The organism is Bradyrhizobium sp. CB3481 (genome assembly GCF_029714305.1).
GTDB lineage: Bacteria > Pseudomonadota > Alphaproteobacteria > Rhizobiales > Xanthobacteraceae > Bradyrhizobium.
In genome coordinates this window covers 8010020-8035627 of the sequence record NZ_CP121647.1, presented here as the reverse complement: position 1 = coordinate 8035627, position 25608 = coordinate 8010020, and the positions used below count along the sequence as shown (strand labels likewise).

The 25608-nt window shown below is 62.9% G+C and carries 25 protein-coding genes and 1 pseudogene; 16 read left to right on the top strand and 10 right to left on the bottom strand.

Annotation, left to right across the window (positions count from 1 at the left end; all coding sequences use genetic code 11):
- Positions 1 to 657 precede the first annotated feature (657 nt).
- Positions 658 to 918 (bottom strand): hypothetical protein, encoded by a 261-nt coding sequence (locus QA643_RS38660; protein ID WP_283031184.1) that lies wholly within the window; start codon positions 916 to 918, stop codon positions 658 to 660.
- Positions 919 to 1349: 431 nt separating this feature from the next.
- Positions 1350 to 1616 carry a 30S ribosomal protein S20 gene (rpsT, locus tag QA643_RS38655; protein WP_283031183.1) on the bottom strand — a complete coding sequence of 89 codons (267 nt, stop codon included), beginning with the start codon at positions 1614 to 1616 and terminating at the stop codon, positions 1350 to 1352.
- Positions 1617 to 1988: 372 nt separating this feature from the next.
- Between rpsT and QA643_RS38650 the strand changes: the two genes are divergently transcribed.
- The 4 genes from QA643_RS38650 to QA643_RS38635 all read left to right on the top strand — a co-directional run bounded on the left by QA643_RS38650 (position 1989) and on the right by QA643_RS38635 (position 5322).
- The gene (locus QA643_RS38650) at positions 1989 to 2306 is read left to right on the top strand and encodes a hypothetical protein (RefSeq protein ID WP_283031182.1); all 318 of its coding nucleotides are present in this window, start codon (positions 1989 to 1991) and stop codon (positions 2304 to 2306) included.
- A 124-nt stretch (positions 2307 to 2430) separates the two neighbouring features.
- Positions 2431 to 3087, top strand: coding sequence for a peptide-methionine (S)-S-oxide reductase MsrA (msrA, locus tag QA643_RS38645; protein WP_283031181.1), 657 nt, complete (start codon positions 2431 to 2433; stop codon positions 3085 to 3087).
- Positions 3088 to 3239: 152 nt separating this feature from the next.
- Positions 3240 to 3980, top strand: coding sequence for a polysaccharide biosynthesis/export family protein (locus tag QA643_RS38640; protein WP_283035066.1), 741 nt, complete (start codon positions 3240 to 3242; stop codon positions 3978 to 3980).
- Positions 3981 to 4314: 334 nt separating this feature from the next.
- The gene (locus QA643_RS38635) at positions 4315 to 5322 is read left to right on the top strand and encodes a tripartite tricarboxylate transporter substrate binding protein (protein ID WP_283031180.1); all 1008 of its coding nucleotides are present in this window, start codon (positions 4315 to 4317) and stop codon (positions 5320 to 5322) included.
- Between the two features lie 117 nt (positions 5323 to 5439).
- On the opposite strand, the gene QA643_RS38630 is transcribed toward QA643_RS38635, so the two are convergent.
- The 3 genes from QA643_RS38630 to QA643_RS38620 form a co-directional block, all read right to left on the bottom strand.
- Positions 5440 to 6114, bottom strand: coding sequence for a dienelactone hydrolase family protein (locus QA643_RS38630; protein WP_283031178.1), 675 nt, complete (start codon positions 6112 to 6114; stop codon positions 5440 to 5442).
- A gap of 64 nt (positions 6115 to 6178) precedes the next feature.
- Positions 6179 to 6523: a hypothetical protein gene (locus tag QA643_RS38625; protein WP_283031176.1), complete on the bottom strand. Its 345-nt coding sequence runs from the start codon at positions 6521 to 6523 to the stop codon at positions 6179 to 6181.
- Positions 6520 to 7308, bottom strand: a complete 789-nt coding sequence (locus tag QA643_RS38620; RefSeq protein WP_283031174.1) for an alpha/beta fold hydrolase — start codon at positions 7306 to 7308, stop codon at positions 6520 to 6522. The genes QA643_RS38625 and QA643_RS38620 overlap by 4 nt, the downstream gene beginning before the upstream one ends.
- A 105-nt stretch (positions 7309 to 7413) precedes the next feature.
- Here QA643_RS38620 and QA643_RS38615 point away from each other — a divergent pair, with 105 nt between their 5' ends.
- The 4 genes from QA643_RS38615 to QA643_RS38600 all read left to right on the top strand — a co-directional run bounded on the left by QA643_RS38615 (position 7414) and on the right by QA643_RS38600 (position 11831).
- Entirely contained in the window at positions 7414 to 7590 is a 177-nt protein-coding gene (locus QA643_RS38615; protein WP_283031173.1) for a hypothetical protein, read from the top strand.
- A 44-nt stretch (positions 7591 to 7634) separates the two neighbouring features.
- On the top strand, positions 7635 to 8126 hold the full coding sequence (locus tag QA643_RS38610) for a (2Fe-2S)-binding protein (RefSeq protein ID WP_283031171.1): 492 nt from the start codon (positions 7635 to 7637) through the stop codon (positions 8124 to 8126).
- Positions 8123 to 10405, top strand: coding sequence for a molybdopterin cofactor-binding domain-containing protein (locus tag QA643_RS38605; protein WP_283031169.1), 2283 nt, complete (start codon positions 8123 to 8125; stop codon positions 10403 to 10405). Before QA643_RS38610 ends, QA643_RS38605 begins: the two co-directional genes overlap by 4 nt.
- 328 nt (positions 10406 to 10733) lie before the next feature.
- Complete coding sequence (locus tag QA643_RS38600) at positions 10734 to 11831, top strand: HD domain-containing phosphohydrolase (protein ID WP_283031167.1); 1098 nt, start codon at positions 10734 to 10736, stop codon at positions 11829 to 11831.
- A 250-nt stretch (positions 11832 to 12081) separates the two neighbouring features.
- Here QA643_RS38600 and QA643_RS38595 read toward each other — a convergent pair whose 3' ends face one another.
- From QA643_RS38595 to QA643_RS38585, 3 genes and pseudogenes are all read right to left on the bottom strand, one after another.
- Positions 12082 to 13773: an amidohydrolase gene (locus tag QA643_RS38595; RefSeq protein ID WP_283031165.1), complete on the bottom strand. Its 1692-nt coding sequence runs from the start codon at positions 13771 to 13773 to the stop codon at positions 12082 to 12084.
- 114 nt (positions 13774 to 13887) lie between these two features.
- The gene (locus QA643_RS38590; protein WP_283031163.1) at positions 13888 to 15468 is read right to left on the bottom strand and encodes an AMP-binding protein; all 1581 of its coding nucleotides are present in this window, start codon (positions 15466 to 15468) and stop codon (positions 13888 to 13890) included.
- Between the two features lie 201 nt (positions 15469 to 15669).
- Positions 15670 to 16088 (bottom strand): annotated as a pseudogene (locus QA643_RS38585) (VOC family protein).
- A gap of 152 nt (positions 16089 to 16240) precedes the next feature.
- Between QA643_RS38585 and QA643_RS38580 the strand changes: the two are divergent.
- From QA643_RS38580 to QA643_RS38545, 8 genes are all read left to right on the top strand, one after another.
- A complete protein-coding gene (locus tag QA643_RS38580; RefSeq protein WP_283031161.1) occupies positions 16241 to 17218 on the top strand; it encodes a tripartite tricarboxylate transporter substrate binding protein in 978 nt (325 codons plus the stop codon).
- A 95-nt stretch (positions 17219 to 17313) separates the two neighbouring features.
- Complete coding sequence (locus QA643_RS38575; RefSeq protein WP_283035065.1) at positions 17314 to 17556, top strand: DUF3551 domain-containing protein; 243 nt, start codon at positions 17314 to 17316, stop codon at positions 17554 to 17556.
- 123 nt (positions 17557 to 17679) lie between these two features.
- The gene (locus QA643_RS38570) at positions 17680 to 18150 is read left to right on the top strand and encodes a metalloregulator ArsR/SmtB family transcription factor (protein WP_283031159.1); all 471 of its coding nucleotides are present in this window, start codon (positions 17680 to 17682) and stop codon (positions 18148 to 18150) included.
- Entirely contained in the window at positions 18117 to 18491 is a 375-nt protein-coding gene (locus tag QA643_RS38565) for an SRPBCC domain-containing protein (RefSeq protein ID WP_283035064.1), read from the top strand. Before QA643_RS38570 ends, QA643_RS38565 begins: the two co-directional genes overlap by 34 nt.
- 15 nt (positions 18492 to 18506) lie before the next feature.
- Entirely contained in the window at positions 18507 to 19241 is a 735-nt protein-coding gene (locus tag QA643_RS38560) for a DUF899 domain-containing protein (RefSeq protein WP_283031157.1), read from the top strand.
- Between the two features lie 149 nt (positions 19242 to 19390).
- Positions 19391 to 19753 (top strand): DUF1428 domain-containing protein, encoded by a 363-nt coding sequence (locus tag QA643_RS38555; RefSeq protein ID WP_283031155.1) that lies wholly within the window; start codon positions 19391 to 19393, stop codon positions 19751 to 19753.
- Between the two features lie 247 nt (positions 19754 to 20000).
- Entirely contained in the window at positions 20001 to 21056 is a 1056-nt protein-coding gene (gene dctP / locus QA643_RS38550) for a TRAP transporter substrate-binding protein DctP (RefSeq protein WP_283031153.1), read from the top strand.
- 36 nt (positions 21057 to 21092) lie between these two features.
- Positions 21093 to 23219: a methyl-accepting chemotaxis protein gene (locus QA643_RS38545; RefSeq protein WP_283031151.1), complete on the top strand. Its 2127-nt coding sequence runs from the start codon at positions 21093 to 21095 to the stop codon at positions 23217 to 23219.
- Between the two features lie 47 nt (positions 23220 to 23266).
- On the opposite strand, the gene QA643_RS38540 is transcribed toward QA643_RS38545, so the two are convergent.
- Both QA643_RS38540 and QA643_RS38535 read right to left on the bottom strand, forming a co-directional pair.
- The gene (locus QA643_RS38540) at positions 23267 to 24388 is read right to left on the bottom strand and encodes an amino acid ABC transporter permease (protein ID WP_283031149.1); all 1122 of its coding nucleotides are present in this window, start codon (positions 24386 to 24388) and stop codon (positions 23267 to 23269) included.
- Positions 24389 to 24392: 4 nt separating this feature from the next.
- Positions 24393 to 25577 (bottom strand): ABC transporter permease subunit, encoded by a 1185-nt coding sequence (locus QA643_RS38535; protein ID WP_283031147.1) that lies wholly within the window; start codon positions 25575 to 25577, stop codon positions 24393 to 24395.
- Positions 25578 to 25608 lie beyond the last annotated feature (31 nt).

Sequence of the window (25608 nt, the reverse complement as noted above, 5' to 3'; positions counted from 1 at the left end):
TGCCTGAGAACTTTTCTGAATGAGTAATGGTTTCTTGCGAAATCGGCCGGCGGGTCCCTTGTAGGTTTCCTGCCAGACGAGACCTCGAGACGGAGCATTTTCAGCCACCAGACAAAGATCAGGCGTTCGGCGGAATCGCCGTTGCACAGTTCAGCGCCGGATGGAGTGAAAGAAGCTACCGTGAGGTCAGTGCGGACTCGACGGTCTGCCCGGAGTTCGCGTGGGAGGACGGCTGAAAAGATTGCTCAGGGATTCTGAAACGGTCGCGGTTGAAATGAGTGTGCCGAAAGTCGCGTTGATTCCGTAAAGCATAGTACCTCCCCCTCTCGCCGCGAGAACGCGCGACGAGCAATCAGATCACCAGTGTTTCAAAGCCAGTCTGCCGCTACCGAACATCCGCTTTGCTCAGCGCTGCGCCGCCGCGTATCTCAGTCTGTCGTCTTCAACACGTTCGAAAGCTCCGCGTTCCCCATCGCAGCATCGCCAGCAAGCATCTCATTCCCCCTATCCGGAGCGCGCTCGATACGAGCGCAACGCCGGGAAAATCAGACACAAAACTACTATTCTCATATTGCTATGAGTCACCAACTCAGCTTCGCTTTGGAAAGCGTCGCTAACGCGCACACCGCCGCCGATTTGCACGTCCGCTCTTGGGTCTCATACCGCGCTGGTCAGGAGAGCCGTGGGCGTCGCGAACGAAGTAACAAATACACCATGCGCGATTTCTCGCAATCCGTGATTCGTCGCGCTTTCGGGAGTCTTGAGCTGTGTTGCAATGCTGCAATTGCGGCGCTCCACACCAAGTTTTTGAATCCGCGCACAGAATCCTTGAGCGCGAACTTGCGTGACAGTTTTCGCTGCACTCGCAAAATTTTTTAAGAAATCGTTACAATCGTGGTTACCCGCACCGTTTTTCAAAACGCTTCTCCTCGCTATGTGGATAAGTGATTAGCGAGACGAAGTTTTTCGCGATTGCTTTTGCAGGGTAACCCGTACGGCGATGATGACGTTGAAGGCGGATTAAACGGCCGCGTGTGATCGCACTTCTCGCAATTGCGCACGACAAAGCGGGTGCAGCAAGTTGCACCACGTAGAATTACGGGTGAGAGAAATGTGACACGGAAGGCGGCGTGCAGCAATGAGACAATTGAATTGTCACAGTCGATGCGGCGCGTTCGGTTCAGTGTGTGTCCGGAATCCAACAGCGATGCGCGCTCGTGACGAAGTCAATTTCACTCGCGCATGCGTAAATGAAATGTCCGAAAAAGAAAGAATGGGCCCAAAAAGAAAAAGCCCGGCGAGCCGGGCTTTGACGAAGGTCTCTTTCTCTCAGCTCACTTCGTCTCAGCTCACTTGGCGAGCTTGGCGATCGCGTGCGTGAGGCGCGACACCTTCCGGCTCGCATTGTTCTTGTGAATGATGTTGCGCTGCGCGGCCTGCATCAGTTCCGGTTCCGCGCGCTTCATCGCTTCGAGCGCCGCATTGCGGTCGCCGCTCTTGATCGCTTCCTCGACGGTGCGAACCGCGCCACGCATCTGGGTGCGGCGCGATTTGTTGACGATGGTACGGCGGGCAATCTTGCGGGTCGCCTTTTTGGCGGAAGAGGTATTGGCCATATCTCAACTATCCTTCGGCTGTCGTCGCTCGGGTGGTCGGCCCTTGAGCGCGCCGGCCGTTCAAATTGCGTGATCGACGCTTGTTGTGTTTTCCAGGGTGTTCTGACGTAAGCCGTTCTTGAGGATGCCATGGACGGAAGCCAAAATGCTCCCGCGAGCGGCGCTGCTCAAAGAACAGCGGCGGCGGGATTGCGCCCGCCGCCATTGGGGGTCTTATAGAGGGCCGGTTCTGCACCGTCAACGCCTTCCGCCCTCCCCGGCCGGCCGGGAAGGGGGCCGGAATGGCACGTAAGGTGCTGATGAGGTTGAATTTCCGGGGGGCTCCCGGTATGGCCTGACGGCCGCTGGGGCGACAGATATATAGGGTGACGCATGATCCGCGGTTTTTTCCGGCTTATTGGCCTCCTGCTTCTGGCCGGCGGATTCATCTTTATGGTCTACGACGGAGCCCGTTTCGTCGCCGACCAGACCCTGCGGTTCACCCGGTTCGGCCAGTTCTGGAACGACGTCCATCAGTCCAGCCAGGAGGCCTTCAAGATCTGGGTGACCGGCATCGCCCCCTGGTTCTGGAACAACGTCATCAGGGTGCTGCTGGACCAGCCGGTCTTTGCCGTGCTGGGCGTGGTCGGCCTTCTCCTGATGATCCTGTTCCGTCCCCGCAAGCCGCTGATCGGCTATTCGCGAGACTGATCGGCATCCCCGACAATTGGGCGTCGCCGTAACAGGGCTGCGGCATCGCGCGTAAAGACATATATAGAAGTCGAGCCGGCCGGCGCCGTTGTCGCGTCGCCGCTATCCCGCCTGGAGGTACTCCATGTTGTTCATGCGCAAATCCACCGCGTTGCCAAGCGCAGCCGAAGCGCTGCCGGGCCGCGCCACGCCAATCCCGACCGCCACCACGCATTTCGTGAACGGCCGCAAGCTGCAGCCGCCCTATCCGGCAGGGCTTGAGCAGGCGGTGTTCGGCCTCGGCTGCTTCTGGGGCGCGGAGCGCAAGTTCTGGGAGCTCGGCGACGGCATCCATGCGACCGCCGTCGGCTATGCCGGCGGGCATACGCCCAATCCGACCTATGAAGAGGTTTGTTCGGGCCGCACCGGTCACACCGAAGTGGTGCTGGTCGTGTTCGATCCGAAGAAGATCTCCTACGGCCAGCTCCTGAAGACGTTCTGGGAAAATCACAACCCGACGCAGGGCATGCGCCAGGGCAACGATGTCGGCACCCAGTATCGCTCGGCGATCTACACCTTTGGCGAGGAGCAGCGCAAAGCTGCTGAGGAGTCGAAGGCGATGTATCAGAAGGCGCTCGCCGCCAAGGGGCTCGGCGCCATCACCACCGAGATCGCGCCGTCAGGCGAATTCTATTTCGCCGAGGACTACCATCAGCAATATCTCGCCAAGAATCCGGCGGGCTATTGCGGTCTGGGCGGCACCGGCGTGTCGTGCCCGATCGGCGTCGGCGTGACCGCCTGATTGACTTGTCTCAATCGTGTCCTCGTCCCACAAAGTGTGGGGCGAGGGCGTCTGCCTTGCTCTGCCCTCCCGATCGCAAAAAACGCTTTGTTAACCATACCCGGTGCAAGACTAGAGCTACCTCGTTTTGAGGATGGCCTGGGGTGCGGGTTGTGCGCGCGTTTCGAATAGCGATCATTGCAATCATCACGGCACTCGCTTTGTCCGGCTGCATGCGCACGACCGGCCCGGTGGCGGTCGCGCCGCAAGGCGATCTCGATTCAATGGCCTATGGCCAGCCTGGCAGCCCGCCGCCGCAGGCAGTCGCTGCCGGGTCCGGCGGTGGTGCGGTCGGCGCGCTTCGTGCCGCCTTCGCGGCGCCGCGCCCGGCACCAATCCCCGTCGTCGTTGCTGCACCGGCCGCCTATGTCGAACCCGCGCCTGTGCGACATGACGCGACCTATCATCTCGATGCCGGCGACAAGCTGCGTGTCGTCGTCTACGGCCAGGAAGGTCTCACCAATACCTATGCGGTCAGCGCCGGCGGTTCGATCACCATGCCGCTGATCGGATCGGTCATGGCGCGTGGCCGCACCACGGCCGGACTGGCGGCGGAGATTTCGGCGAAGCTGCGCGCCGGCTTCATCAGGGAGCCGTCGGTCGCGGTGGAGATCGAAGCGTATCGGCCGTTCTTCATTCTCGGCGAGGTCGCCGCGCCCGGACAATATCCCTACGTGCCGAACATGACGGCCGAGAGCGCGGTGGCGATCGCTGGTGGCTTCTCGCCACGCGCCCGCCGCGATAGCGTCACAGTCACCCACACCGACGGCTCGGGAACGTCACGCTTCGTCGTGTCGCCCGCCAGCCCGATCAGCCCTGGCGACACGGTGCTCGTCGGCGAGCGTTGGTTCTAGGTGCGTCGTCACCAAAGTGTCGTCGTTACGCCCGGCCGTTTTCCTGAGCAATTGCGTCAGGCAAATGCCGCGCATTTGACCAGGAAAATTCATCATCTGTTTTGCATCGGAACCGCGGCCCATTGCTGCTTGATGTTCCGTGAGCGGATCTAACCAGCAGTAGTGAAATGACAGCGTTTCACGCGTCCGGATGGCCGCGTGCGATGAATTGGCGCTATGCGCCGAATACATTCGAAAGCATATTCCATCTTGCGCTGCAGCGATGTAGAAACCGCCTCGTGAAATCGAGGCGCGCCGGTTTGTCGGCAGAGTGCCTGCAATCCGGAGTGTGACCATGAACTATCATTGGCCGGTCAGCGTGGCGCGCGCGGCGACCGCAGTGGCGTTGCTTGCTTCCATTGCCGTGACGGCGTTGTGCGGCGCGTCGCATCCGGCATCGGCGGCGGACGCCTATCCGAGCCGGCGTATCACTTTCGTCGTGCCCTATCCCGCAGGTGGCGCCACCGACGTGCTGGCGCGGTTGCTTGCCAACAAGCTGCAGGAGGCGTGGAAGACGACGGTCGTCGTCGAAAACAAGTCGGGCGGCGGCGGTGTGGTCGGCAACGACTACGTGGCGAAGGCGCAGCCCGACGGCTACACCGTGCTGCTCGCGATCACGCAGATCATCCAGGCGCCGAGCCTCGTCGGCAAGTTGCCCTACGATGTCTTCAAGGATCTCACGCCGGTTACCCAGGCTGCATTGTCGACCATCGTTCTGGTCGTCCCCGAGCAGCAGCCGATGAAATCCGTGAAGGAGCTGATCGACTACGCCAAGGCGAACCCGGGCAAGCCTTACGGCACCTTCGGTAATGCGACGACGTCGCATCTCTATGGCGAGCTTCTCAAGAAGGTTGCCGATATCGACATGACCCACGTGCCCTATCGTGGCTCGGCTCCGCTGACCAACGACCTGCTCGCCAACACGGTGACTTCGGCGTTCCAGGACCTGACCACGGCGAGCGCGCAAATCAAGGCCGGCAAGCTCCGGGCGCTGGCGGTTGGCGGCGAGAAGCGCAGGAAAGCACTGCCCGACGTGCCGACGATGGGCGAGCTCGGTTATCCCGGTTTTGAGGTCGAAGGCTGGCTCGGCTTTTTCGTGCCTGCGGGCACCCCCAAGGAGATCGTGACGAAGCTTTCGGACGAACTCGCCCGTATCATCGCGTCCCCCGAGGGCATCGCCGGAATAGAGGCGCTCAGCCTGGTGCCGGTCGGTGGCTCGGCGGAAGCGTTCGAGCAGGCCCTGCGCCGCGATTCCCAGAAATGGGCTGACGTCGTGAAGGCCACCGGCGTCAGGGGCGAGTGAGGCGTTAGTTGCACTCTGTCATTCCGGGGCGATGCGACGGCATCGAACCCGGAATCTCGAGGTTCCGGGTTCGCGTCTTCGACGCGCCCCGGAACGACGTTAAAGAGATCGACGCCTCTACTTTCTCAAATGCTTCGCAAAAAACGCCAGGCTGCGCGGCCAGGCGATATCGGCGCTGGCCTTGTCGTAGCTGGCGCGCTCGTCGCAGTGAAAACCGTGCTGCGCGCCGGGATAGATGTGGACCTCGACTTCCGGCCGCTTGTCCCTGATGGTCTCGACATCCGTCAGTGGAATCCCCGCATCCTTCTCACCGAAATGCAGTTGCGTCGGCACCTGCGGCTTGTCGTCGGCAAAGCGCACGACGGCGCCGCCGTAATAGCCGACGGCGGCCGATAGCCCCGACAGCTTCGTTGCCGCCGCATAGGCGATGCTGCCGCCAAGGCAGAAGCCGATGATGCCGACCGGGCCGACGCCCTTCACGGCATCGATCGCAGCCTGGGTATCGCGCAACATCGCGGGCCAATCGGGATTGGCGATGAACTTGCGCGCATTGGCGATCTCATCAGGCGAGTAGCCGCATTGGAAGTTCGGCTGGGTGCGGTCGAAGATCGACGGCGCAATCGCCACATAGCCTTCGCCGGCGAGCCTATCGCACACCGAGCGGATGTGGTGATTGACGCCAAAGATCTCCTGGATCACCACAATGGCGCCCTTCGGCGTATCAGCGGGATCGGCGCGATAGCCACCGAAATTAAAACCGTCCGAAGCCGTCAGTTTGATATCTTGTCCCACGGATCATCCATTTGCGTTTGAGTTGCACGAAGTAGCTTTGCGAAGGAATGGTTCCGGAGGTGGGCTATTGCCACATCCAGTTTTCACCCCAGTCGCCTTTCCAGCCCGCCAGCCGCCCCTTGCGGAATTGCAGATAGAGCCGGTCCTTCTTGTAGAACAGCCCGCTGCCGCCGACGTTGCGGAAGGCGAGGAAGATTTCGTCGCCCGGGCGTCCCCTGACATAATTCAGTGGCACGCCGAGCGCTCGCGCTGCCTCCTCCGCGCCCATGCCGAACGCCAATGGCGTGTTGTTCGAGAGCGTCTCGGTGAACGGCGGCGGATAGGGGCCGCCGATCGGCGGCAGTTTTTGCGCGGCAGCTTGCGTGCAAGCGCCTGCGACCACGATGAGAGCGATGGCGGCTGTTCTCATGACGCGGCTTTCTGCGTTGTCTTGGTGTCGAGGCCGGCCAGGAACGGCAATACGGCGTCGATGAAGGCCTGCGGCTGGTCGATATTGACGGCATGGCCGGCGGAGGGGATCACCACCTTCTGCGCGCCGGGAATCTTGGTCGCCATGTAGTCGGAGGCGGCGAGGAACGGGGTGTCGTCGGCGCCGACCACGATCAGCGACGGCACTTTGATGTCGGGCAGGGATTCAATCACGCGGGCATCGCGCTGGGTCAGCATGCCGCGCGCGGCGCGCGCCAGCCCCGATGCATTGCGATGGGTGACGGTCGAGCGCTCTCGGCTGCCCGACTTCAAGACGTCCAGCCCCTCGCGCTCGAAGCGGTCGGCTGTATCATGCGCGCGCTTGTTCCAGACCTCGCGGGCGTCCTCCTTCTTGAAGCCGGGGCCGGTGTCGATAATCAGGAGCGCGCGCACGCGCTCCGGATGGACGCGATAGAACGCCAGTGACATGTAGCCGCCAAGCGAGAGCCCACCGACGATCGCCGTCTCGGCGCCGACCGCATCGAGCAGCGCCGCCATATCGGCCACCGTCAGCGCTTCGCTATAGGCGGCGGTATCCTCGGGGTAACCGGACTGACCGTGGCCGCGCATGTCCCACAGCACGAGCTTGTAGTGCTTCGACAGGGCCTCGATCTGGCCCTGCCACATCCCACTGGTCGACGAATAGCCGTGGGTCAATAGCAGCGGTGGGCCGGCGCCGTGAACCTCGTAATAGATCTTGATCCCGTCGCGATCGATTGTCGGCATTATGGTTTTCCCAAATCAGACGCGCGAAACTTGCCGTTATCGCCGCCCGCATCCTAGCGCGATCCATCAGGGGAGAGGAATGCGTAAACGGAAGGCACGGGCCGCGTGGCTCGCGCGCTCGATGACAAGCCTTCGACGAAGCCGTGCCGCAGCGCACAAGCGGCGCTCCTCGATTTTATTCTCTTCGAACGATTCCAAATTGGATTGCCTCCGGGAAAGTTCGGTATCATTCTCGCGGCGACCGGCATCGACCCGGTGGGTGCCGGCCAATACCAAAAGTGAGAATGCCGCCGTAAGCGGCTTCCAATACCGGAAGGGGAAACGCGATGCCAAATCTGAATATCAACGGACGGAATATGTCCGTCGAGGCGGCTGGCGATACGCCGCTGCTCTGGGTCATCCGCGAGCAATTGCAGATGACCGGTACGAAGTTCGGCTGCGGCGCAGGTCTCTGCGGCGCCTGCACGGTTCACGTCAATGGCGAAGCCGTCCGTTCCTGCCAGACCATGGTCAGCGACGCCGTCGGGAAAAAGATAACCACCATCGAGGGGCTTTCCGCCAAGGGCGATCATCCCCTGCAGAAGGCCTGGATCGCCGAGCAGGTGCCGCAATGCGGCTACTGCCAGTCCGGCCAGATCATGCAGGCAGCCGCGCTGCTTTCCAAGAATTCCAATCCGACCAAGGATGAAGTGGTCGCGCATATGGACGGCAATCTGTGCCGTTGCATGACCTATTCGCGCATTCAGAAGGCGATCATGCGCGCCGCGTCCGAAATGCGTACCGCCTCCAACGCCTCGACCGAGCGGAGGGCCACATGAACAAGCACGTGAACGTCACTGATCGCGCGCCCACCGATCTCAGCCGCCGCTCATTCCTGGTCGGCTCCGCAGCCACCGGCCTCGTGCTCGGCTATGCCGCGGTGCCCGGCGTCGATTCTGCGCTCGCCGCGCCTTCCAACTTCGAACCTTCGGTCTGGTATTCGATCGCGCCCGACGGTCTCGTTACCGTCACCTGCGGCAAGGCCGACATGGGCCAGCACATCGCATCCACCATGGCTCAGATCGTTTCCGAAGAGCTTGGCGCGAGCTGGAAGGACATGCGGGTCCAGCTTGCTTCGAACGATCCGAAGTTCAACGACCCCGTGTTGGGGGCGCAGATCACCGGCGGAAGCTGGAGCACAATGATGAACTTCGATGCGATGAGCCGCGCGGGCGCCGCGGGGCGAATGGCATTGACGGAAGCGGCCGCTGGCATCATGGGCGTACCGGCCGCCGAACTTGTGGTGCGCAACTCCACCGTCTCGCATCCGAAGTCGAAGAAGTCGATGACGTTTGCGGAAATCGTCAAGAGCGGCAAGGTCACCAAGACCTTCACGCCGGATGAGCTCAAGGCGATCAAGCTGAAGACGCCCGACCAGTACACCATGGTCGGGGTCTCGGTGCCGCAGCTCGACATTCCGCCGAAGGTCAACGGCACCGCCAAATACGGCATCGACGTCATGTTGCCGGGCATGGTCTACGGCAAGATCGTCACCCCGCCGGTGCGCTATGGCGTCACGGTGAAATCGGTCGACGATTCCGCCGCCAAGAAGGTGCCGGGGTTCATCAAGGCGGTGACGCTCGACGACCAGACTGGCAGCACGACCGGCTGGGTGGTGGCGGTGGCCAACACCTATGCCAACGCTCGCAAGGCGGCCGACGCGCTGAAGATCACCTATGACAACGGCCCGAACGCCAAGCTGTCGAGCCAGTCATTGCTCGACGAGGCCAAGCGGCTGCAGGCGCTCGAGGATTCCGGGCAGTTCTTCGTCAAGGACGGCGATACGGCGGCGGCCTTCGGGACCGCGGCCAAGGTGCTGGAGGCCGAATACACCACCAGCATCAACATCCACGCGCCGCTCGAGCCGATGAACGCGACCGCGGAGTTCAAGGGCGAGATCCTGCACATCTATTCCGGCAACCAGTTCGCGACGCGCTCCGGGGCGATCGCAGCGGGCGCCGCCGGGATCGATCCGAAATTCGTCGTGATGCACCAGATGTGGCTCGGCGGCGGCTTCGGCCGGCGGCTCGATGCCGACATGATGGTGCCGGCAGTGCAGGCGGCGAAGGCCGTCGGCAAGCCGGTCAAGGTGATCTACTCGCGCGAAAACGACATGACCATGGACTATTCGCGTCCGCTGACCTTCCAGAAGGTCAAAGCGGGCCTGGATGGCGACGGCAAGCTGATCGCGCTCAATCACGACGTGGTCTCGGCCTGGCCGACGGCGCGCTGGGGAATTCCCGACATGCTGTCGCCATCGGTCGACAAGAAGGGCTCGCTCGATTCCTTCACGGTGAACGGGGCGGACTTTTTCTATTCCGTGCCCAATCACAATGTCCGCGCCATCAAGAACGAGATGGCGCACAACGCCACGCCGTCAGGTCAGTTGCGCTCGGTGGCGCCGGGCTGGACGTTCTGGGCGGTCGAAAGCATGATCGACGAGCTCGCGCATGCGACCGGCCAGGATCCTGCCCAGTTCCGCATCGCCCTGCTCGACGGCAAGGGCAAGAACGATGGCGGCGCGCAGCGTCTGCGCAACACGCTGCTGGCGGCGATTGGCATGGCCGGCTACGGCACCACCAAGCTGCCGAAGGGCGAGGGCATGGGGGTTGCCTGCGTCTCGTCGCAGGAGCGCGCCACCGCAAGCTGGACCGCCTGCGTTGCTCATGTCGCGGTGTCGCCATCCGGCGAAGTCAAGGTCAAGAAACTCACCGTGGCCACCGACGTCGGCATGCAGGTGCATCCCGACAACATCCGTGCCCAGGTCGAGGGCGCGGCGCTATGGGGCCTTTCGCTCGCCATGTACGAGAAGGCGACGCTGAAGGGCGGCGGTATCGAACAGACCAATTTCGATGCCTACACGCCCTTGCGGATGAGCCAGACGCCGGAAGTCGCCGTCAACGTCATCGCCAACGGCGACAAGCCGACCGGCGTCGGCGAGCCGGCGGTCACCGTCATCGCGCCCGCGATCGGCAACGCCATCTTCAACGCCTGCGGCGCACGCATCCGCTCGTTGCCGATCACCGCGGAAGCGGTGAAGGCGAATATGAAGGCGTAAGATAAACGCGTCCTTGGTCCAATAATGATCCGCCGGGGACATGGCCCCGGCGGATTTGTTTTGAGGCACTTGCCGTCATGCCCCGCGTAGGCGGGGCATCCAGTACGCCGAGACCGTGCCATCTTCTCAATCGCCGCGGAGTACTGGATCATCCGCCTTCGCGGATGATGACAGCTGTGGGATGTCGTGAGTGCAGCGCATCACGAACAAGATCGCTAAAATTTTAGCGTCTTCGGTAGCCTAGATTCACGATGCCTCTTAAGCCCCGAGGAACCCCTTATCCGCTAGCTTTGACGGCACGTCATCACCGCTAGGGGTCTGGGGTTTTATGACAACGGCAACCAACAAGATTTCGGCCAGGCGCCGGCTGCTGCTGGCTTCGGACCGGAGCGATCACAGCAGCGAACTCGCCGACATTCTGCGCTCCGTCGGCCAGGTCGACACCATCGCAACATCTGACATTCCCGACGCGCCGGAGCGCGATCTCGCCGGCATCGTGGTCGACATCAACCTGCGCTCCGCCGAGAGCGTGCAACTCGTGCGCAACAAGCTGCGCGCCGAGGCCTATCGCGAGATGCCGCGGCTGTTCGTACTGGCGGACGCGCTTCATCACGGATCGATGCAGGCCTGGGCGCTCGGCGCCACCGACACGATCGCGCGGCCGTTCGACGCGCAGGGCATTCTGCAGCGCATTCGCGCCGCTTTTCCTGATAGCGACGGCTTTGACGAGACCGATCGCGGCAAGGCGCTCAACCGCGGCGTCGAGGCGGCGCATGCAGTCATGGTCAAGATCTTCGAAAAGCTGCCGGCCGGCGTTCCCCTGAAATTCACGGACATCGTCGAGGCCGAGAGCAAGATCCTCAAGGCGATCAAGCATTCCTCCTTGCGGGAGTGGCTGACCACGGTCGGCTGCCACCATACCGGCAGCTATCGCCATTGCCTGTTCGTCACCGGCTTTGCGGTGGCCTATGCGCAGCATCTCGGCATGCGCGAGGACGACCAGCGCCGCCTGGCCCGCGCCGCGCTGCTGCACGACGTCGGCAAGGCCTTCATTCCAGTGGCGATCCTGGACAAGCCGGGCCCGCTGACGCTGGAAGAAATGGAAGAGATGCGCCAGCATCCGCGCCGCGGCTATGACGCGCTGGCCGCGCAAGGCGGCTTCCCGCCGGAAATGCTCGATGTGGTGCTGCATCACCACGAGTTCCTCGACGGCACCGGCTATCCCAACGGCCTGAGCGGCAAGCAGATCAGCGACATCGTGCGGCTGACCACGATCGTGGACATCTATGCCGCCCTGGTCGAGAAGCGCGCCTACCGCCTGCAGTTCACCCACGCCCGTGCCTTCGGCATGATGGAAGAAATGGGCGACAAGCTGGACCAGCATCTCCTGCACGCCTTCCGCCCGGTGGCGTTCGGGTATTATTGATCGCCACAATCTCCGCGTCATTGCGAGGAGCCAACGGGTCGCGCGAATGCGCGCCCGATGACAGGCTCCGCGACGAAGCAATCCATCCATCCGTTGTGCCGCACGATGGATTGCTTCGCTTCGCTCGCAATGACGGCAGATGCGTAGGGTGGGCAAAGGCGCGTCAGCGACGTGCCCACCATTTCTTGCGCCGCTGACGATGGATGGTGGGCACGCTGAGCTTTGCCCACCCTACGCACCGCGCACTAGACTAGCGTTGCTCCTCGGCAAACGGCGCCGCCGCATACACCACCTTGCCGCCGACCATCGTCAGCACCGACGTGATCTTGCCGATCTCATTCACGGGCACCGAGAGATAGTCCGCTGACAATACCGCGAGATCGGCGAACTTGCCGGCCTCGAGCGTGCCGCGCTTGTCGTCATCATTGGCCATGAACGCCGAATTGCGGGTGTACATTTCCAGCGCCTGGCGCCGGCTCGGCGCTTCTTCCTCGCCGCGGGTTTTCGTGCCGCCGATCGTGGTGCCGTCCAGATACCATTGCAGCGACACGAACGGATTGTAGGAGGATACCCGGTGCGCGTCGGTGCCGGCGCCGACCGTCAGCCCCAGCTTCATGGCGGTCGCGATCCTCGGCATCAGCTTGGCCGCTTCGATGCCGACCTCCTTCTGCAACCGCTCGCCGCCGAAATAGAGCCCGTCCTGCACTCCCCAGACCAGGCCCAACGCCTGCATCCGCTTCAGGCTGGCTTCGGAGGCGTTGTAGAGATGCAGCACGGCCCAGCGCAGGTCGCGCACCGGAAACTCCTTGTTGATGTCCTCGACGACGTCGAGCAGGTCGTGGACGGTGCGGTCCGGATTCCAGTGCAGTTGGATGGTATAGCGTTTCGAGGCCGCCCAGCGCAGCAATTCGGCAAGCTTCGCCTTGCCGTCCGGCGTGATGTCGCCGTCGGTCCAATCCGCCCAGATCAGGATTTCGCCGGGGCCGTTGAAGTGCAGCATCGCATCGCCAAAGCCTGGCGGAAGCAATTGCGTCAGGTTCTGCAGGTCGGCCAGCTCGCTGCCGGGTTTGGGTGCGCACAAATGATAGGCGACCCGCACCGTGAGCTGTCTGTCCTGCCAGAGCCTGAAAACGGCCTGATAGTTCGCCGGATACATGCTGACGCCGCCGCCATCGACGATGCCGGTGATGCCGAGGCTGTTCATTTCGCGGAAGAACTTTTTCGAACCCTCCACCTGCTGCTCCAGCGTCGGCTTAGGCAGCTTGTCGAAGATCTTGCCGAGCGCACTGCCGCCGGCATCGATGATGCCGGTCGGCTTGCCGTTGCCATCGCGTGCGAGCTTGCCGCCCGGGGTGACATCCGCATCGTCCCGGATGCTCAGCGCCTCCATCGCTTTTGGCGTCAGCAGCAGCCAGTCATAGAGATGCTGGATATAGACTGGATGATCTGGCGCCGCCGCCGTGACTTCCTCCGGCGTCGGCCGGCGCTTTTCCGCAAACTGCTCCTCGGTCCAGCCGCCGGCGACGATGATCCATGAGCCCGGCTTCTGCTCGCTGGCTGCCTGGCGAATTTTTTCAAGCGCTTCCTTCAGCGATGGCGTGCCGATCCAATTCACCTCGGTGCCAAATGTCAGCGCCGCGCGAATGCCGTGGATGTGGCCATCGGTCAATCCAGGGATCACGGTGCGGCCGCCGAGATCGACCAGTTTTGCCTTATCGCCCGCCAGCGTCTTCATCGCGGCCGAGGTACCGGTGGCGAGTACCTTGCCGTCCCCGATCGCGAGCGCCTCCTGCTGCGAAAACTCCCTGTCGACGGTCAGGATCTTGCCGTTGAATAGGATGGTATCGGCCGTTTGGGCGAAGACGGCTGCAGGCCAGGCGACCAATAGAACAGTCGCGAGGCTTCGAACGAATTGGGTTGTCGGTGAAAGTAGCTTCCGCATATCGCTGCTCCCCATCTGCAATCTGTCCATCACGCTCGTCATTCCGGGGCGCGAAGCGAACCCGGAATCTCGAGGTTCCGGGTTCGGTGCTTCGCACCGCCCCGGAACGACGTCTCATCCCTCCAGCATCTTCCTCAGCTCCGCCTTCGCCACCTTCTCCAGCGTCGAGCGCGGCATGTCGTCGACGAAGCGAATTTCGCGCGGCACCTTGAAGTCGGCGAGGCCGCTGCGGCAGGCGGCCATCACGGCATCATGCAGATCGGGCGGCGCATCCTTGACGCCGGCCCGCGGAATGATGAACACGACAGGCACCTCGTCCAGCATCGGGTGCTTCTTCGCGACCACGGCGGCCTCGCGCACGCCGGGCACCACCGCAATCACCTGCTCGATCTCAGATGCCGCGACATTCTCGCCGCCGACCTTCAGCATGTCCTTGTTGCGGTCGCCGAACTTTATGAATCCGTTGTCGAGCAGCGTGACGCGATCGCCGGTGATGAAATAGCCGTGCTCGTCGAAACTTTCGCGCGTGGCCTTTTCATTGTGCAGGTACTCGGCAAACAGCGATAGGCCGGGAATGCCCTTGATCAGCAGGTTGCCGGTGCCGCCGACCGGCGTCGGCGTGCCATCGTCCTCGACGATGCGGATCTGATACTCGGGCGCGGCGCGGCCGACCGACATCGGCGCATTCGGCTGGTCGACCTCGCCGACGATGCCATGGGTGATCGTCTCGGTCATGCCCCACCAGCCGATCATCTTGACGCCGAAGGCAGCGAACGCCGGCGGTTCGGATACCGCGGTGCCCCACAGGCGGAATTTGTGGTTCTTCGGAATCTCGTGCTCTAGCAGCGCCTTCATGCAGAACGGAATCGTCGAGGTCCAGGTGCAGTTGTGCGCGAGCGCGACGCCCCAGAAGCGGCTGGCGGAAAAGCGCGGCTGGATCACGCAGGACGCGCCGACCCACAATGTCGCCAGCATCGAATAGGCCAGCGCATTGGTGTGAAACAGCGGCAGGTAAGTCTGGTGCACGTCGGCGGCATGCAGGTCTTCATGAGCGGCGTTGATCTTGGCGCCCCACAGCGCGTTGGCGTGGGTCCACAGCACCGCCTTCGGGCGCGACGTGGTGCCGGAGGTGTACTGCACGCTGCATGGCGCGAACGGATCGATGGCACGGCGCGGCCGGTCGGCGCCGTCGGCGAATAATGACTCAAAGCTGTCGCCGCGCGGCCTGCGTTGCGCAGGCGCAGCTCCGGCATCGTGCGAAATGACGGCGATCCAGCGCAGGTTTCGGCAGTTGGCCGAGATCAGCTCGGCATAGGCCGGCTGGGTGATGGCGGCGACCGCGCCGCAATGACCGGCGAAATACTCCATCTCGGCCGCGGCCGAGCGGGTGTTGGTGGTGACCGCGATGGCGCCGAGCTCGACGCAGGCAAACCAGGCGAGCATGGCCTCGATGCAATTGTCGAGATGGATCAGTATATATTCGCCGGGCTTCACCCCGCGCTTGGCAAGGCCTGCCGAAAGTGCGCCGACCCGCTCGTGAAATTCGCCGTAGGACCAGCTCCGCGCCGGCCCCTCAAACGGCGCCCAGATCAGGAACGGATGGTTGCGGCGGCTCTCGGCGCGCATGCGCAGCAGCCACGGCACGTCGAGGCCTGCGAACGGTCCGACAATGCCGGGGGCCTGTGAAATGGACATGGAATTCCTCCCGTGCCGCTCTATGGCGGCTTCTGGTTCTTGCTTGGGAGTAGTTCTGCCATCGGATGGCGCAATGGGCAAATCGGGAGTTTACGAGGCTCTCTCCCCGTCATTGCGAGCGGAGCGAATCCATACCTCCCGCGGGGACAGTATGGATTGCTTCGTCGCTACGCTCCTCGCAATGACGGGGAGAGAGCGGTGCTACTTCCCACCATCCTCATAAGACGAAATCTCGATCAAACTTCCATCCGGATCGCGGCAATAGACCGAGCGCAGCGTGCCGCGGGCGCCTTGCTTTGCCACCGGGCCTTCCTCGATCGCGACGCCATTGGCCTTCAGATGCGCCACGACCTCATCCGGCGTGCTCGAGGTCAGGAAGCACAGATCGTCGCTGCCGGCGGTCTCGTGGTCGGCGGTGAACCACTCGACCTTGTCGGCATCGCGCGGCCGCACATTGATCTTCTGGTTGCCGAACACCAGCGAGGTGCGCGGCGTCTTGCCAGGCCCGGATCGAACACCTTGACCTCCATGCCGAGGATCTTGCGGTACCACTCAGTGGAATGCGCCACGTCGGACACATTGATCACGAGGTGGTCGAGTGCGTTAACCCTGAGAGACATCCCTTATCCTTTCGTCGCGGTCGGCGGCGCCTGTGTCGCACTGGCCGCACCAGACTTTGTTTGTTACAACGCGGCCCGCGTTCGGTTCAATAGAACGGCGCCTCAATAGAAACGGACCGGGCTCTGAATCCCGGCCTCCAAGGAGAAATTTTATGATTTCACGTCGCACCGCGATTTGTCTGGCCGTGATCGGCCTTTCCACGGCCGCTTCGATCGGCAGCGTTTCGGCGGCGGATTATCCGACCCGGCCGGTGAAATGGGTGGTCGGATATCCCCCGGGTGGCGCGACCGACATCATTGCGCGCTTGATCGGCCAGCGCCTTTCCGAGCGGCTCGGCCAGCAATTCGTGATCGAGAACAAGCCCGGCGCCGGCAACAACATCGCGACCGAATCCGTTATCAACGCGGAACCGGACGGCTACACCGTGCTGCTGGTCAATCCGGCGAACTACATCAACGCCACGCTCTACGCCAACCTCAAGTTCAACGTCGTGCGGGACATCGCGCCGGTCGCCGCCTTCAATCGCGTGCCGAACGTGATGACCGTCAATAAGGACGTGCCGGCCAAGACGGTGGCCGAGTTCATCGCTTATGTGAAGGCCAATCCCGGCAAGGTGAATCTGGCCTCGTCGGGCAACGGCACGTCGGTGCATCTGTCGGGCGAGATGTTCATGGCGATGTCGGGCGCCAAGATGCAGCATGTGCCCTATCGCGGCGCGGCGCCGGCGATCACCGATCTGCTCGGCGGCCAGGTCCAGGTGATCTTCGACAACATGCCTTCGATCATCCAGCATGTCCGCGGCGGCGCGGTGCGGGCGCTGGCCGTGACCAGCACGACGAAGTCGCCGCTGTTGCCCGATGTGCCGGTGCTTGCTGATACCGTTCCGGGCTATGAGGCAACCGCGCTGTTCGGCATGGGCGCCCCGAAGAACACCCCGAAGGAAATCATCGCCAAGCTGAACAAGGAGATCAACGAGATCCTGGCCGAGCCCGCGATCAAGGCCAGGCTATCCGATCTTGGCGGCGAGCCCCTGATCGGCACGCCGGAGGCGTTCGGCGCGATGATCGCGGCCGAGACCGACAAGTGGAAGAAGGTCATCGAGGAAGCCAAGGTCGAAAAAGTGCAGTGATCTAGATCACGGAACAACGGTAGAGCCGCGGTGTTTTATTGCAAAGACGCCGCGGCTCCCGCGTGACGTGAAGGAGATCCAAGATGCGCAATGCAATGTTGGCACTGTTGGCGCTATCAGCGGCGACAATTGCTACCTCCGTCGGCAGTTCTCCGGCGGCGGCCTATGACTACCCCTATTGCCTCCAGGGCCGCGGCATCGGCATTCCCGGCGACTGCTCCTACGCCTCCTATAACCAGTGCCTGGCGGCGGCGTCCGGACGAGGGCTGTATTGCAATATCAATCCGCGCGCCGCTTTCGGCCAGCAGCAGCGGATGCGGATTTACCGGGACTATTGATCGGAGCCGCGAATTCTTCCCGGACGACCTGATTGACGTCGCGGGCTCGACCTAGCCGAACTCGCGGACACGTGATGCGAACGCCGGCTTGACGGCGTTCTTTTTGCCTTTATACTAAACCTTATGGTTAAGTATCAAGAAGCCGCCCTCGATCGCACCTTTGCCGCGCTTTCCGATCCGACCAGGCGCGCGCTGCTGGCGCGGCTCGGCAGTCGTGAGAGCCTGTCGGTGAGCGAATTGGCGCAACCGTTTTCGATGTCGCTGCCCGCGATCATGAAGCATCTCGATGTGCTGTCGGATGCAGGGTTGATCGCGCGCGAAAAGACCGGCCGCACGGTCGCGTGCCGGCTGACCGCGCAGCCGATGGAGGAGGCGATGGAGTGGCTCAATCGCTACCGGCGCTTCTGGTCCGATGCTCTCGACCGCCTTGCTGCTTTTGTGGAGGAAGACCCATGGCCACCCAGTCAAGCCTTGCCAAGCACGACACCGTCAGCGACGCCGAACTCGCCGCGCGGCCCAGCCTCACGCTCACGCGCCGGTTCAGCGCCGCGCCCGAAAAAATCTACGCCGCGTGGGCCGACCCGCAAAGGCTAGTGCAATGGTTCGGGCCTGTCTCGGTCGAGGAGGGCTCGGTCAAGGCCGATATCGACCTGCGCGTCGGCGGCCGCTATCGCATCAGCTTCCGCGCCAATGGCAATTATAATGAGGTCGGCGGCGTCTATCGCGAGGTGGTGCCGAACCAGAAGCTGGTCTTCAGCTGGGCATGGCATTCCACGCCGGAGCGGGAATCGCTGGTAACCATTTCGATCAGGCCGGATGGCGGCGGCTCGCTGCTCGTCTTCAACCACGCCCAGTTCGTCGACGAGAAGGCGCGCGACAATCATCAGCGCGGCTGGACGGAATTCCTCGGCAAGCTCGAAAGCTATCTGGCCTGAACACAGGAGCCGATCATGCCATCGCACCCCGCCGTCTCCCGCGAGGAATGGATCGCCGCGCGCAAGGCTCACCTTGCGCATGAGAAGGAGTACACCCACGCGCGCGAGCGTCTGGCCGAGGAGCGCCGCGCGCTGCCATGGGTCAAGGTCGACAAGGACTATCTGTTCGACGGCCCCGAAGGGAAAGTGTCGCTCGACGACCTCTTCAAGGGCCGCAGCCAGCTCGTCGTCCAGCACCTGATGTTCGCGCCCGATTGGGATGAAGCGTGCAAGAGCTGCTCATTCTGGGCTGACGGCTTCGAGCGCATGATCCCGCACCTCGCCGCCCGCGATACGACGATGGTCGCGATCTCGCGTGCGCCGCTGGAAAAGCTCGTTGCATTCAAGCAGCGGATGGGCTGGACCTTCAACTGGCTGTCGTCCGGCGGCAACGATTTCAACTACGATTTCGGCGTCTCGTTCACGCCGGAGCAGATCGAGGCGGGCGGCAACTACAATTTCGGGACCACGCCGTTCGGAAGCGAAGAGGCGCCCGGCATCAGCGTGTTCTATCGCGACGAGGCCGGGAGTATCTTCCATACCTATTCCTGCTATGCGCGCGGCCTCGACATGATGAATGCCGCCTATCATTATCTCGACCTCACCCCGCTCGGGCGTCATGAGGAAGGCCTGCCCTATCCGATGGACTGGGTGCGGCTACGTGACCAGTACCAGCCGTCGCCAGTTCAGGCATCTTGTTGCCGTAGCTGAAAGGTACGCCGTCATTGCGAGCCAACGGGTCGCGCGCCCGCGCACCCGATGACAGGCTCCGCGAAGCAATCCATGTCACGGCACGACGGATAGGTGGATTGCTTCGCTGCGCTCGCAATGACGTCTTCAACGTGAAGAGGAAACTCGTAATGCCTTACGTCGACGGCTTCATCGTTCCCGTGCCCAAGAAGAATCTCGAAGCCTATATCCGCATTTCGAAGAAGTGCGGCAAGATCTGGCGCGAATACGGCGCGCTGGATTATCGCGAATGGGTCGCTGACGACGTCAAGGTCGGCAAGTTCACCTCGTTCCCGCGCAGCGTCAAGCTGAAGCCGGGCGAAGTCGTCGTGTTCGCCTGGATTACCTATAAGTCGCGCGCCCAGCGCGACAAGATCAACGCCAAGGTGATGGCGGACCCACGGCTCAAGGACATGTTCGGGAAAGACACTTCGCCGCCGTTCGACGGCAAGCGGATGATCTATGGCGGCTTCGAAAGCCTGGTGAAGGTGTAGCGCGCCGAGACGCCGGGCCTACCAACCGCTGACGGGTCGACCAATTCATACGAGGCTTCGCGAAGAATGACGGCCGTCATTCTTTTTTGCGGAAGAGAATCCGTGTTCCTACGGAGCCTTAGCCCCGTTGCAAGCTTTACCCGCGATTAATTCGCGAAAGCTATGGTCGATGCTGTCAAGGACCCGCCATGCGACCGACAGTTGCTGCGAGCCGAACTCGACAGCTGACGGTGATCAAGGAAACAGAATGTTCTCCCGCACCAGGATTCCATCCGCGGCCACAGCCCTGCTTGGTCTCGCTACCTTCTTCGTGACGCCTGCATCTGCTGCGGATGTGGTTCTGCGTTTCGGCTCGATCAACACCGAAAACACGCCGGCCTACGATCAGGTCCTGCTGCCGTTTGCCAAGGCGGTCGAAGAGGAGTCCGGCGGACGCATCGAAGTGGCGCTGAAGCCGATCGGCGGTTACGGCAAGCCGGCCGAGCTGTTCACCATGGTCGAGAAGGGCGCCATCGAGATGGCGGCGACCGTGCAGGGATACCATCCGGGCCGCTTCCCGCAATCATCAGTGATGGAACTGCCCTTCATGTTCGATAACTCGATCTCGGGCACCTCGGCGATGATGTCGCTCTACAAGGAAGGCCTGCTCGACAAGGACTACGCCTCGGTCAAGGTGCTCGGCCTTTATGTGTTGCCGCCCTATCCGATCTTCACGACCGGCAAGAAGATCCAGTCGGTAAAAGATTTCCGCGGCCTGCGGATGCGCACGCCCAGCACGACGGTGGGTGTCGCGCTCGCCAAGCTCGGTGCGGTGCCGCTCGGCATTCCCCTCAATATGATCGGCGACACGATCGCCAGCGGTTATGTCGATGCGATCGCCTATGGCTGGGACTCCACGACCACGACCAAGGGCGCGGGCGGCAAGTTTCTCGTCGACCAGCTCAAGGTCGTGATCGATGCGCGGCTGGCGGCGCCGGCGCTGATGATCGTCATGAACCGCGCCACGTGGGAATCGATGCCATCGGATCTGAAGAAGATCATCGAAAAGCATTCTTCCGACCTCGCCATGGGCAGCGCACGCATCCGCGAGGCGCAGGAAGCCGTTACCAAGAAGAAGCTGCAGAGCGATCCGCGTTTTGCAGCGCTCGCCTTTACGGACGACCAGCGCGCCGATCTGCAGCGGGTCACCGCGCCGGCGGTCGCCGAATGGAAGGTCAACATGGCCAAGCTCGGCATTGACGGCGAGCGGCTTTATGCCCGCGCCAGGGAATTGGTCCAGCAGTACAAGCTTGCCGCCAGGTAAAGAACAAGCTGCGCTCAAGAATTGAGGAAACAGACCGTGACATCAACTCGCAAACTCGGCATCCGGGCCAAGCTTTTCTTCGCTTTCGCTGCGGTATCGGGGACCACCGTCATCGCGGGCGGCGCCGCCTGGCTGATGTTCTCGCAGGTTCGCGATCTTTTCCACGGCGTTGCCGGCCGCAACATTCCCGAGATTGTCGAAACGCTGGGATTGCAGACGGACACCCAGGCGCTCGCCGGTTCCGCGCCGACGCTGCTGGCGGCAAAATCGCAGGCGCAGCGGCAGCAGGAAATGGCCGCGCTAAAGGCACGTCAGGACGGCATCGCCAAGCGGCTCGACGACGTCGCCCGCACGCAATCCGATCGCGAGGCGATCGACCGGCTGAAGACGCTGATCGCGGCCATGAATACCAAGCTGGCTGCGCTCGATGGCGCCGTCGACGATCGCCTCAAGCTCAGCGCCCGCGGCGAAGAGATCGTGAAGGCCGCCCAGAACACGCAGACTAAGCTCAACGACGTTCTGCTTCCGGCCGGTGAAAAGGCCCAAGCCGACATCACCATGGTCTCGATGACGCTCGGCGGCGACGCCAACCAGACCATGATGACGCTGCTCAAGCTGGTTTCGACCCAGGTGCCGGTGTCGCAGGGCTTTGCCGACCTGGTCGGCTTCGTCAATCTGGCGTCGAGTCTCTTGGACCGCGCGGCGGTCGCGCCGAACGCCGAAAGCGTTGCGACACTGGAGAAGAATTTCAAGGCGATGTCGGCCAAGGTCGAGGAGAAGCTCGATATCGTCAACACCCTGCAGCCGACCGAAGGCCTGCCGAAGGCGGGCGAGGCCTGGCTGAAGCTCGGCTCGGGCGAAACGATCTTCGAGACGCGCCGCAAGGAGCTTGCCGCGAGCCAGCTCGGCCAGAAACTGCTGGACGAGACGCGCGGCCTGACCGGCGAGCTTGCCAAGGAAGTCGCCGCCCAGGTCAAGGCTGTCACCAACAAGACCAAGGAGGCCACCGACCGGTCCGATGAGGCGATCGGCTTTGGTACTTCCGTCATGCTGATGATCGCGGCGATCAGCGTCGCCGGCGCCGCGCTATTCGTCTGGTTCTATATCGGCCGCAATCTGGTGGCGCGGCTGGTCGGCCTGGAGAAGACCATGACGCGTCTTGCCGATGGCGACCTCTCGGCCGAGGTCGATACGAAGCGCGGTGGCGACGAGATCGGCCAGATGGCGGAAGCGCTGTCGGTATTCCGCGAAGGCATCGTCCAGGCCAACGCGGCCGCGGCGGAAAAGGCTGCCGAGCAGGAGGCGAAGCAACGGCAGGCCGCGCTGATCGACCAGTTGACGCGCGAGTTCAACGACGGCGCAACCAGCGCGCTGGCCGCGGTGTCGAACGCCGCCTCTCGCATGAAGGGTTCAGCGGAGAAGATGTCGCTGGTCGCGGCGCAGGCCAAGGAACAGACCGGCGCGGTCGCATCCGCCTCGGAACAGGCCGCGACGAACGTCCAGACGGTGGCGTCGGCGACCGAGGAACTATCGAGCTCGATCGGGGAGATTTCCCGGCAGGTCGGCGAATCCGCACGGATCGCGGCCCAGGCCGTCGAGCAGGTGGCGAAGAGCGAAGTCACGGTCACCGAGCTTGCCAGCGCAGCGAACCGCATCGGCGAGGTAGTCGGCTTGATCAATACCATTGCCGCGCAGACCAACCTCTTGGCGCTGAACGCGACCATCGAAGCGGCGCGCGCAGGGGAGGCCGGCAGGGGCTTTGCTGTCGTCGCCTCCGAGGTCAAGAACCTTGCCACGCAGACCGCGCGCGCCACCGAAGGCATCACCGCGCAGGTCGCGGCCATTCAGGACTCGACCCAGGAAGCGGTGGATACCATCAAGGGCATCGGCCAGATCATCGACAAGATGTCGGAGATTGCCACCACCGTTGCTTCCGCGGTCGAACAGCAGGGCGCGGCGACGGCGGAGATCGCGCGTAACATCCAGCAGGCTGCTGCCGGCACGCAGAACGTCTCCAACAACATCGTCGGCGTCTCGAACGCGGCCAACCAGACCGGCGAGACCGCCTCCGACGTTCTGGAATCTTCCGATGGCCTTGCGGCAGAGTCCGAAGCGCTCAGCAACGAGGTCGGCCGCTTCCTGGCCCGCATCAAGGCGGCATAGGTCGTCGCGTTCGGCTGGTCCGCCGTTCCGCGGCGGCCCCCTCGCTGTCAGCTGTGGCGCGACTGCGCCTCCAGGCTGCGGCTGTAGCGGGACATCGCAAAGCAGAACAGGAAATAGATCAGCGCCACGAACAGGTAGACTTCGACACTGAACGGCTGCCAGGCCGGATCGATGATCGAGGTCTTCGCCGTCGTCAGCAGGTCGAAGATGCCGATGATCAGCACCAGGCTGGTATCCTTGAAGAAGGCGATGAAGGTGTTCACCAGCGGCGGGATCACGTGGCGGATCGCCTGCGGCAGGATGATCAGGCCGTTCTTCTTCCAGTAGGAGAGCCCGAGCGCGTCGGCGGCGTCGTGCTGGCCGCGCGGCACCGCCTGCAGCCCGCCGCGGATCACTTCGGCAAGATAGGCGCCGGCGAACAGCACAAAGGCAATCTGCGCCCGCAAGAGCTTGTCGATGTTGACACCATCGGGCATGAACAGCGGAAACATCACGCTCGCCATGAACAGGAGGCTGATCAGCGGCACGCCGCGGATCAGCTCGACATAGAGCACGCAGAGCGAGCGGATCGCCGGCAATTTCGAACGGCGGCCCAGCGCCACGACGATCCCGAGCGGAAAGCCGAAGGCGAGCCCGAATGTCGCGAGGATCAGCGTCACCGGAAGTCCGCCCCAGCGGTCCTGCGGCACGTAGCTCAATCCGAAAATGCCGCCCCACATCAGGACGCCGATCAGCGCCAGCGCAGCCGCCCAGAGCAGCACCAGCTCCTTGCGCCACCAGCTGCGCCGGCTCGACACGAAGAACAGCGCGATGAACGTCAGGCAGACCAGTGCCGGCCGCCATTGCTCATTGAATGGATAGGTGCCGAACAGGATGAAACGGTATTTTTCGGGGATCACGGCCCAGCAAGCACCGATCCCGCGGATCGATCGGCAGGCCGCGGTCTGGTCGCCGGGCAGCGACCAGATCGCATTCCAGTAACCCCATTGCACGACGCTCAGCAGCGCCTTGCCGAGCAGCACGACGAGAATCACGGTAATGAGCGAGGAGGTGACCGAGGCGAACAGGTTGGCGCGCAGCCAGCGGGTGACATAGCCACCCGGGACCTTGCGGGTTCGCGCGCTGTTGAATGGTAGCGGGTTTTGTGGAGCCTCCGATATCGAGGTCATGGGATCAGCGCTCCACCAGCGCGATACGCGCATTGTACCAGTTCATGAGCAGGCTGATGCTGAGGCTGATCGTCAGGAACACCATCATGATCAGCGCAATGGCTTCGATCGCCTGGCCGGTCTGGTTCAGCGTCGTGTTGGCGATCGAGACAACGTCCTGGTAGCCGACCGCAACCGCGAGCGAAGAGTTCTTGGTCAGGTTCAGGTACTGGCTGGTCATCGGTGGAATGATCACGCGCAGCGCCTGCGGCAGCACGATACGCTGCAGCACGAAGCTGCGGCGCAGCCCCAGCGCGTTTGCCGCATCCCATTGTCCCCTCGGCACAGCCTGGATGCCGCTGCGCACGATCTCGGCGATGAAGGCCGAGGTGTAGGTAACGAGCGCGATCAGCAGCGCGAAATATTCCGGCGCCAGCGTCAGCCCGCCGACGAAATTGAAGCCGCGCAATTCCGGCATCGTGATGGTCCAGGATGCGCCGAGGCTGAGCGACACCAGCACCGGTAGTCCGACGACAAGCGCCAGCGTATAAGGCCAGAGATGACGTACCTTGCCGTCGGCCTCGTGTCGCGCGGTCAGTTGCCGCCGCACGATGAAGAGCGCAACCAGTCCGGCCAATGCTGCGGCGATCACCCACAAATTCGCCTCCGCGAGCGGAATAGAGGGCAGCACCAACCCCCTGTTGGAAAGAAAGACGCCCTCGATCGGTTTCCACGCGGCGCGGGCCGCCGGCAGGCCCTGCATCAGCACGTACCAGAACAGGAGTTGCAGCAAGAGTGGAATGTCGCGGAGCAATTCGACGTAGACGGCGGCAAGCCGCGACAGCAGCCAGTTCGACGACAGCCGCGCAATGCCGATCAGTGTGCCGAGCACCGTTGCCAGCACGATGCCGGTCACGGCGACGCGCAGCGTGTTGACGATGCCGACAATGAAGGCGCGGACGTAAGGGTCCTTCGGGCTATAGGCGAGCCAGGTGTCCGCGATCGGCATCCCGGCTTCGCGGCCGAGAAAGGCAAAGCCGGTCGAAATCCGGCGCGCCGACAGATTATGCAGGGCGTTCGACCACAGGAAGGCGACGATCCCGACCGCTATCCCGACTACCACGACCTGCCAGATCAGGCCGATGATCTGTTGGCGGCTCAGCGAGAAGCGCAATTGCCTGCGGCGGAGTTCGGGCGTCGATGTCGTCACAGCACAAGGATCCTTCCAGCAGCGATCTTCG

Excerpts from the sequence above, each read along its gene's own strand:
- rpsT (WP_283031183.1), bottom strand. The coding sequence starts at position 1,616 with ATGGCCAATACCTCTTCCGCCAAAAAGGCGACCCGCAAGATTGCCCGC.
- QA643_RS38650 (WP_283031182.1), top strand. The coding sequence starts at position 1,989 with ATGATCCGCGGTTTTTTCCGGCTTATTGGCCTCCTGCTTCTGGCCGGC.
- msrA (WP_283031181.1), top strand. The coding sequence starts at position 2,431 with ATGTTGTTCATGCGCAAATCCACCGCGTTGCCAAGCGCAGCCGAAGCG.
- QA643_RS38635 (WP_283031180.1), top strand. The coding sequence starts at position 4,315 with ATGAACTATCATTGGCCGGTCAGCGTGGCGCGCGCGGCGACCGCAGTG.
- QA643_RS38625 (WP_283031176.1), bottom strand. The coding sequence starts at position 6,523 with ATGAGAACAGCCGCCATCGCTCTCATCGTGGTCGCAGGCGCTTGCACG.
- QA643_RS38620 (WP_283031174.1), bottom strand. The coding sequence starts at position 7,308 with ATGCCGACAATCGATCGCGACGGGATCAAGATCTATTACGAGGTTCAC.
- QA643_RS38610 (WP_283031171.1), top strand. The coding sequence starts at position 7,635 with ATGCCAAATCTGAATATCAACGGACGGAATATGTCCGTCGAGGCGGCT.
- QA643_RS38605 (WP_283031169.1), top strand. The coding sequence starts at position 8,123 with ATGAACAAGCACGTGAACGTCACTGATCGCGCGCCCACCGATCTCAGC.
- QA643_RS38600 (WP_283031167.1), top strand. The coding sequence starts at position 10,734 with ATGACAACGGCAACCAACAAGATTTCGGCCAGGCGCCGGCTGCTGCTG.
- QA643_RS38595 (WP_283031165.1), bottom strand. The coding sequence starts at position 13,773 with ATGCGGAAGCTACTTTCACCGACAACCCAATTCGTTCGAAGCCTCGCG.
- QA643_RS38590 (WP_283031163.1), bottom strand. The coding sequence starts at position 15,468 with ATGTCCATTTCACAGGCCCCCGGCATTGTCGGACCGTTCGCAGGCCTC.
- QA643_RS38580 (WP_283031161.1), top strand. The coding sequence starts at position 16,241 with ATGATTTCACGTCGCACCGCGATTTGTCTGGCCGTGATCGGCCTTTCC.
- QA643_RS38575 (WP_283035065.1), top strand. The coding sequence starts at position 17,314 with ATGTTGGCACTGTTGGCGCTATCAGCGGCGACAATTGCTACCTCCGTC.
- QA643_RS38570 (WP_283031159.1), top strand. The coding sequence starts at position 17,680 with ATGGTTAAGTATCAAGAAGCCGCCCTCGATCGCACCTTTGCCGCGCTT.
- QA643_RS38560 (WP_283031157.1), top strand. The coding sequence starts at position 18,507 with ATGCCATCGCACCCCGCCGTCTCCCGCGAGGAATGGATCGCCGCGCGC.
- QA643_RS38555 (WP_283031155.1), top strand. The coding sequence starts at position 19,391 with ATGCCTTACGTCGACGGCTTCATCGTTCCCGTGCCCAAGAAGAATCTC.
- dctP (WP_283031153.1), top strand. The coding sequence starts at position 20,001 with ATGTTCTCCCGCACCAGGATTCCATCCGCGGCCACAGCCCTGCTTGGT.
- QA643_RS38540 (WP_283031149.1), bottom strand. The coding sequence starts at position 24,388 with ATGACCTCGATATCGGAGGCTCCACAAAACCCGCTACCATTCAACAGC.